This is a genomic window from Bifidobacterium sp. SO1 (assembly GCF_018555335.1).
GTDB lineage: Bacteria > Actinomycetota > Actinomycetes > Actinomycetales > Bifidobacteriaceae > Bifidobacterium > Bifidobacterium simiiventris.
In genome coordinates, this window is the sequence record NZ_JAFEJR010000007.1 from 126648 (window position 1) to 133207 (window position 6560).

At 62.2% G+C, this 6560-nt stretch carries 11 protein-coding genes and 1 pseudogene; all 12 read right to left on the bottom strand.

The annotated features are described in order from the left end of the window. Nucleotides 1-105 precede the first annotated feature (105 nt). A complete protein-coding gene (locus JS541_RS07730) occupies nt 106-840 on the bottom strand; it encodes a C40 family peptidase (protein WP_240539281.1) in 735 nt (244 codons plus the stop codon). After that, a complete protein-coding gene (locus JS541_RS07735; protein WP_214373871.1) occupies nt 833-2509 on the bottom strand; it encodes an HNH endonuclease family protein in 1677 nt (558 codons plus the stop codon). Before JS541_RS07735 ends, JS541_RS07730 begins: the two co-directional genes overlap by 8 nt. Nucleotides 2510-2530: 21 nt before the next feature. Continuing rightward, nucleotides 2531-2875: a hypothetical protein gene (locus tag JS541_RS07740; RefSeq protein ID WP_214373872.1), complete on the bottom strand. Its 345-nt coding sequence runs from the start codon at nt 2873-2875 to the stop codon at nt 2531-2533. Continuing rightward, nucleotides 2872-3141: a hypothetical protein gene (locus JS541_RS07745; RefSeq protein WP_214373873.1), complete on the bottom strand. Its 270-nt coding sequence runs from the start codon at nt 3139-3141 to the stop codon at nt 2872-2874. The genes JS541_RS07740 and JS541_RS07745 overlap by 4 nt, the downstream gene beginning before the upstream one ends. Continuing rightward, nucleotides 3083-3430 carry a hypothetical protein gene (locus tag JS541_RS07750; protein WP_214373874.1) on the bottom strand — a complete coding sequence of 116 codons (348 nt, stop codon included), beginning with the start codon at nt 3428-3430 and terminating at the stop codon, nt 3083-3085. Before JS541_RS07750 ends, JS541_RS07745 begins: the two co-directional genes overlap by 59 nt. Before the next feature lie 9 nt (nt 3431-3439). Further along, complete coding sequence (locus tag JS541_RS07755; protein WP_214373875.1) at nt 3440-3799, bottom strand: hypothetical protein; 360 nt, start codon at nt 3797-3799, stop codon at nt 3440-3442. A 21-nt stretch (nt 3800-3820) separates the two neighbouring features. Then, complete coding sequence (locus tag JS541_RS07760) at nt 3821-4174, bottom strand: hypothetical protein (protein ID WP_214373876.1); 354 nt, start codon at nt 4172-4174, stop codon at nt 3821-3823. A gap of 82 nt (nt 4175-4256) precedes the next feature. Then, nucleotides 4257-4482 (bottom strand): annotated as a pseudogene (locus JS541_RS14785) (transposase); the annotation flags it as partial. Between the two features lie 26 nt (nt 4483-4508). Then, entirely contained in the window at nt 4509-4877 is a 369-nt protein-coding gene (locus tag JS541_RS07765; RefSeq protein ID WP_214373877.1) for a hypothetical protein, read from the bottom strand. A gap of 147 nt (nt 4878-5024) precedes the next feature. Then, a complete protein-coding gene (locus JS541_RS07770; RefSeq protein WP_214373878.1) occupies nt 5025-5201 on the bottom strand; it encodes a hypothetical protein in 177 nt (58 codons plus the stop codon). 212 nt (nt 5202-5413) lie between these two features. Beyond that, on the bottom strand, nt 5414-5893 hold the full coding sequence (locus tag JS541_RS07775; RefSeq protein WP_214373879.1) for a hypothetical protein: 480 nt from the start codon (nt 5891-5893) through the stop codon (nt 5414-5416). A gap of 61 nt (nt 5894-5954) precedes the next feature. Then, nucleotides 5955-6560, bottom strand: a 606-nt coding sequence (locus JS541_RS07780; protein WP_214373880.1) for an InlB B-repeat-containing protein, incomplete at its 5' end; no start/stop codon positions are given.

Consider the following 6560-nt stretch of genomic DNA (forward strand, 5'->3'; position numbering starts at 1 on the left):
TCCTTTCTTCAACAATCCCATCATATGCCGTTCGCATCGGATCGGATTCGATGATGGACGTTCGGAACCATGCTGCCGATCATCCCTGATGGTTCCCTCTTTCGTTCAGATGATGCGGCGGATCGAATACGACCCGTAGTAGACGCCCATGCCGGTGATCTGCGTGCCCTGAACCGGGTTCAACGCGTTCACGACCAGTCCGTTGCCCAGGTAGATGCCGGAATGGGAGCCGTTCGCAATGAGGTCACCCGGTTGCGCTTCAGACAGTGAGTCGACCGGACTGCCGGCCGACAATTGCGAATACGAGGCGTGCGGAAGACTGATCCCATACTGCGCGTACACGTATTGGACGAATCCGCTGCAATCCCAGCCGGCCGGAGTGTTCCCACCGTACACGTACGGTGAGCCGACATACTGGCTGGCGAGTGCGGCGATTTTCCCGCCGTCCGGGTTTGCGGCGAGTTTGGCGCGGGTTTCGGATCGGCTGACCTCGGTTTGGGCGGTTTGGGTTTTTCTCATGGCTTCCGCCTGTGCTTCGGCTTGTGCTCGGGCTTCCGCTTCGGCTTGGGCGGCCTGTTCCTTGGCTATTCGATCCTGTTTTTCCTGCGTGCTTTCCGTCTTCGGAACGTCGAGTTTTTCGGTATTGCCCCATTGGCCTTCCGTGTTGTCGACGTGCGTGCTTTCGGTCAGATGCAGTCTGCGGACTTTGCCGGCGGCGGGGAAGGTGCGGCTGCTGCTGACGGTGCCGCCCCCGTTACCGGCGTCGGCGAATGCGGGGACGGCGGTCAGTCCGGTGAGCAGGATAAGGATGATACCGATGATGGACAGTCTTTTATGCAATGGGATCATCCTCATGCATCCCGTTGTTCCGGCGGACGGCGATCACGCCGATCGCGGCCGCGACGAGCATGATCAGACTGACGATGACGGCCGCGATGCTGCTGCCGGTGGATGCGATTCCGGTCGGCTGATCGGTCGGTTTGCGGACCAGCCGGACGGGGGCGTTGTCGTCCGCTGGTTCGGCTTGGTTCTTGTCGTCGGTTGGGGTGGGTGTCGGCTTGTCGGTCTTCTCCTCATCCGTCTTCCCGTTGGAGGCCGTGGGCTTCCATGTGGCGGTGATGGTCAGATCGGAATGGATAGGCTGCAACGGGTCGAACGGCTTGCCGTCCGACTGCCAGCCGGCGAACTCATGATCCTTGAGCGTGGGAGCGGAGGGGATCATGTGCGCTGTTTCACCGTCTTCGGCGTACAAGGTCATCGGCTGGTCGAACCCGTTGACGGTGATCGTATGCACCGGCTTGCTGGTGAACGTCCATCCGGCGACGAGATTCTTATTCCCGTCCATGATCCTGTAGTTGACCTTGCCTTCCGTCCGCTTGTAGTCGACGGTCCACTTGTCGGGCAGATTGGACATGAGCAGCGTATCCGGATCCTCCACATGATACAGGTAGCGGGATTCGGACAGGCCGCTGATCGGCTGATCGTTCTCGGTGACGGTCACGTCCTTCAACCCGGTGCTGGTGTTGCGTCGGGCGAATGACCAGGTGACGGATTTGTCGCCTTTGGTGAGGGTGATCTGCTGATAGGGAGGATATTCGACGCCCATGGTGAACGGTTCGATCACGACGTTCGGCGTCCAACCGGTTGGAATGTTGACGCGCACCTGATGAGGGTCTCCGTCTACGATCCAACCGCCACTTTTCGTCGGGTCGAATCCTTTGACCGGCTTGCCGTTCAACGTGGCCTTCACCGATGCCAGTCCGTCATCCGTACCAGTGGTACTGGTCCACCATGCGCCATCCGATTCGGTTGGCAAGGTCTGACCGGGGCAGGAGTCTAGCGTCTTCGCCATAGCATCATGTTCGGCCTTGTCGACGGTCAGCCTGTACTTCGCCTTGACGGCGATCTGCCGGGCCACGTACAGGCAGTCGTAGGACGGGTTGCCTTTGGGGAACAGGCCGTTGCCTGTGGACGGAAGCCACCGGGCCGCGTCCTTCTCGCCGTGCGACCGGTTCATGCTGCTGTTCACGGCGATCAGTTCCAGCGGATCGTTGGCGAATTCGTCGCGCTTCTCCTGCGACCATGCCGACGCGCCCGAATCCCATGCCTCGCTGCGGGCGACCACATGCTCGATGTCAACGGAGCTTTTGTCGCCCTTGTGGTAGGTGATCGTCTGCCCGGAGTACGGGTCGTTCTTCAGCTCGCCGTACTGCACGTCACCGTCGGACCCGATTTTGATGGTTTTCGGATCGAAGTCACGCCGGTAGATCGCATCCCACTGGTCGGCCTTCGATCCCAGGTCGGGACGCTTTTTCGGATAGTCGAAGCTCGACTGGGAGTAGCCTGCGGCATCGGTCTGCTCCGTGGTGACGGTCAAGGTCTTCAGCACGGTCGCGGCATCCTCCCTCATCGGCGTATCCGCCCGCGCCGTCTGGATGAACGGTGCGGCCAGCAGGCCGGCCGCGATGATCGAAGCGATGGCCGAGGATTTCAATCCGATTCGGGGCATGATGGAATCTCCTTTTTCTTTCTAACTGTTCGCCAGACCGCTCGCATAGCCGGCGAGCATGTCCAATACCGGGATGAGGCTCAACGTCATCGCCGTCAGCATGGCCGCAAGGAGCATGATCAGCGTTCCCATGACCACTCCCCCGACCGCAAGCCGGTAGGATCGTGATTCCCGTCCACCGCCCATCCGGATTCGGATCATGCCGATGATCCCCGCCATCACCCCAAGGGGAGGGATCAGGCAGCCCAGGATGAGCGGAATGATCCCGTATCGCCAGGGTTCACGCCCCTCGTAGGCGTAGGAGACATTCGCCCGGCCGTCTCCGAACCGGAGTCGGGGACGTATGGAGGGTGGAAGTCCGCTCATCGTATCCTTCCTTTCGACCGTATGGCATCCGTTTCGCCAAGGCGGCGTCGTCTGCGAAGACGCGTGTCGTCGGAATCCGTGATGATCCCGTACCCGTCGGCCTCCCGGTATCCGGTGCTCCGGTATTCCATCCATTCGGTCTTCGGATACGCTTCGCCGAACGTGTTCACGGGTTCTCCTCGTCTGGTGAACCCTCTGATGACGAACTCATCCCATTCGTCCGGGTCGTTCCTGCGGTACAGGCGGATGAGGATTCCCTTGTTCATCGATCCGGTCATGATCCTCCGCATGCGTCCTCTTCGCCCGTCGGCGTTCCGCCCAATGCTCCCATGCTCCGAACAGTCGGACGAGTCCCGCCGCGAACAGCCATGGGATGGCGGTGAGTATGGTGGCGGTGACGGTCAGGTTGAAGATGCGTTCGTGGAGGATGATCCGGGCGAGGATCGCCCCGAATGGGACGGTGAGTGCTCCGCAGGCGATGAGGAACAGGATGAGCGCGAACCCGTTGATCAGGTCGGCGTGGCTCTCTTCGGTCGGGATGGTCTGGTCGTTCATGGGATGCGTCTATGCGCCCTCGTGGAGGGTTTTCGGATTGCCGGTGGCGAGCCATCGGTCGAGCCGGTCCATGAGCCGCGCGATCGTTCCGGCCGCATCGGCGAGCGTGTAGGCGGGAATGTCGGTTCCGGCCGGATTGCCGGTCTCGTAGCGTCCGTACCTGTCGATCGCATGCCATTCGACTCGGATCGCGTCCGCATGGGGTGTGGCGGCGAGGATCAGCGCCTCCCGTCCGTCGAGCCGGGCCGTCCAGAGTCCGGGCAGAGGGCGTTCCCAGAGTCCTTCGGCGTGCCTTTCGGCCATGTCGGGGATGAGACGGCCGATCGCGTCGAGCCGGGGATTGGGGCCTTCCGGCGTGTACTGGTTCATGGCTCGCATGCTATGCGGGAGTCAGAGTCCGGTGACGGCCTGCTCGCCCGCGGCGGGGGTGATGGTCCAGGCGAATGGTCCGGTGTGTTCGATCGTATAGGAGGCGTACCTGTCGACGTCGGCGTGGCCGCGATAATAGTAGGTTCCGCAGTCGGTGTGTATGCGGAGGGTTCCGCCGGATTGGACGACGCATTGGCTGACCGTCTTCGGCAGTGGGATCAGGTTCGCGGGGGTGAACCATCCGATGGCGATCAGTCCCGCGAGAATGAGTGGGGTGATGATGAGTCCTATCCGTTTCGGCTTGGTTCTCCCGTTCCGGTTCTTCCGGGTTTCGTTGTTTCCGCCGCGTTTTGGGGCCGCATGCCGTCCTGCCATCGTCCGTTCCTTCCGTCCGTCGTCGACCATGTTCCGCAGGGGGCATGCGTCCGGCATGGTCTTGTCAGGGCATGGTCCTGTTCCAGCGGGCGATGCAGCGTTCGATCCGCTTGTAGCCGATGATCTTCGAGTCCCGCTGCGCGGAACAGGGCGACGGGGCTTCCTCCCGCCCGGTAGGCCCGGATCGTGGTCTTCTTGAATTCGGGCGTATAGGTGATGCGCTTCCTCGTGGCGCGTTCGACCGCGGGCAGACTGGTGAGCATGCGGATCGTCGCTTCGTCGAATTCGGGGATTCTGGTTCTGGTCATGGGATCATCATACGCGAAATGCCTTGTCAGAGTCTGATTTCCTGGGCGAGCATGACGAGCGCCTGGTCTCCGGCCTGGCTCCACCATGCGGCGTCGTTCTGTTGCAGGATGAGGCGGATGAGCTCGTGCCATTCGTATGCTTCGCGTTCCGGTGCGCGGCGTGCGAGCGTGATGGCGCGGTCGAGGGTTTCGCGTCTGATGCGTTCGGCCCTGGCCTTGTCTCGTTTGGATCCCCAGAGTTCCGTGAATCCGTCGTGCCGGTTATGGGCGGCGCGGCATTGGTCGCATTCCTCTTGTCGTGCGCGTTCGATGCGTTGCTTGACGATCCGGTATGGTCCGTCCGCGTTGATGTTGCGGCTGTGACCGCATTTGAATCTGACGTATTCGTACGACATCCGGCGCTCCCTTCACCGACACCCAATATTGATACATTTGTTCGATATTGTGGATGGTAGATGCCGTTTCGGGGTTTGTCATTCGAACATGCGTGTCGTTTTTTTCGGCGTGATGATCGCCCCCGGTCATGCGCCGGCGTTTTCGCGTCATGCGGATCGTTCGTCGCACAGCGCGTCCAGCTCGCGGAACGCGATGTCGCGCATGCGCAGGGCGGTCTCGTCGTCCGTCAGGACGCCCAGGTCGTTCAGGTCGGAGTACAGGCGCGCGCGGCTCAGATCCTCCGTGATGCCTTCGATGTCGATGCCGCCTTCGATCGGATGCATGCGTTCCCCCGTCCGTGTCATGTCGGGCGCCGCCGTGGCGCCGTTTTTCGATCATCGCACACGCCCCCGTATGCGACACGCCCGAAACGGGGGTCGTGGGCATTGCACCTGATCGTGCACCTTCGTACCCCCGACGCCGTTCGCCTTTCCCTTGTATCGGCTTGTCTTCCATACCGGTCGGGGGTATGGGCGTCGTGCACCTAACTGTGCACCTATACCCCCGACGGGTGTTCTTTGGAGAGTCGGATGGTCAGGCTGATGAGGGTGAGCGCGTCGAGGATGAGCTCGCGCGCGTATTCTGGGTCCGAGGCCAGGCGTCGGCGGATCGTGTCGCGTTCAGCATGTTCGTCCGTGTGGTACCGTTCGGCCCAGGTGCGGCAGATCAGGCCCGTCGCCGCGGTGAGGTGCGACGCCTCCGCCCGTCCTGCGAACGTGCCGAACGGCGTGCCGGGCCTGTCCTCGCTTTCGAGCAGGAGGATGAGGCGCAGCGTGGCCGGATCGGTCGTGCGCGCGGCGCTCTCGTCGAGGATCCGGTTCACCGTTCCCCTGCCGTCCAGGTCGCCGATCGTGCGGATGAGCCGGCCGACGGCATCCGCCGACAGGGTTTCGCCGGTATCCGTGTGGATCCTGTCGCATAGCAGTCGGACCATGTGTTCGCCCGGCATGACGATGATGTTCCTCCCGTTTCCCAACGATGCTCCTCTCGCACGCATGTTCGACAAGGCCAGACGATAGTCCGCCCTTCCGCTCCTGTCATTCGAACATGCGTGTCGCCTCCTCCAGCAGGCCGAACACGGTCATCCGGCCGCCCGTCGAAGGCAGACTGCCGGCCTGATCCCGCCACTGCGCGTACAGGATCATACCGCCGGCCGGCATGTTCACCTTGGCACCCGGAGCGTAATTCGTGCCCTTGCCGTCGGCGCGGGTGTTCCAACGCACGAACGTGTAGTTCGCACGGGAGAAACCGTTCGCGCGAAGCCAGACCTGCGTTCCGATGTTCGCGGTCTGCGAGGCGGTCGACCCTCCGGTCGAACCGTTCCCGTCGTAGCGGATGGTCGCCTGGTTGATCTTCCAGATCGCGTAGAGCGTCATGCCTCCCGCGGGCATGTTGAGCTTGGTGCCGGGCGTGTAGTTCGTGCCGGTCCCGTCCCGTTTCGTGTTCCATTTCACGAACGTGTAATTCGTTCTCGTGAACCCGTTCGCATGGATCCACGTCTCCGCGCCGACGTTCACGGTCTGCGAGGCGGTCGACCCTCCGGTCGAACCGTTCCCGTCGTAGCGGATGGTCGCCTGGTTGATCTTCCAGATCGCGTAGAGCGTCATGCCTCCCGCGGGCATGTTGAGCTTGGTGCCGGGCGT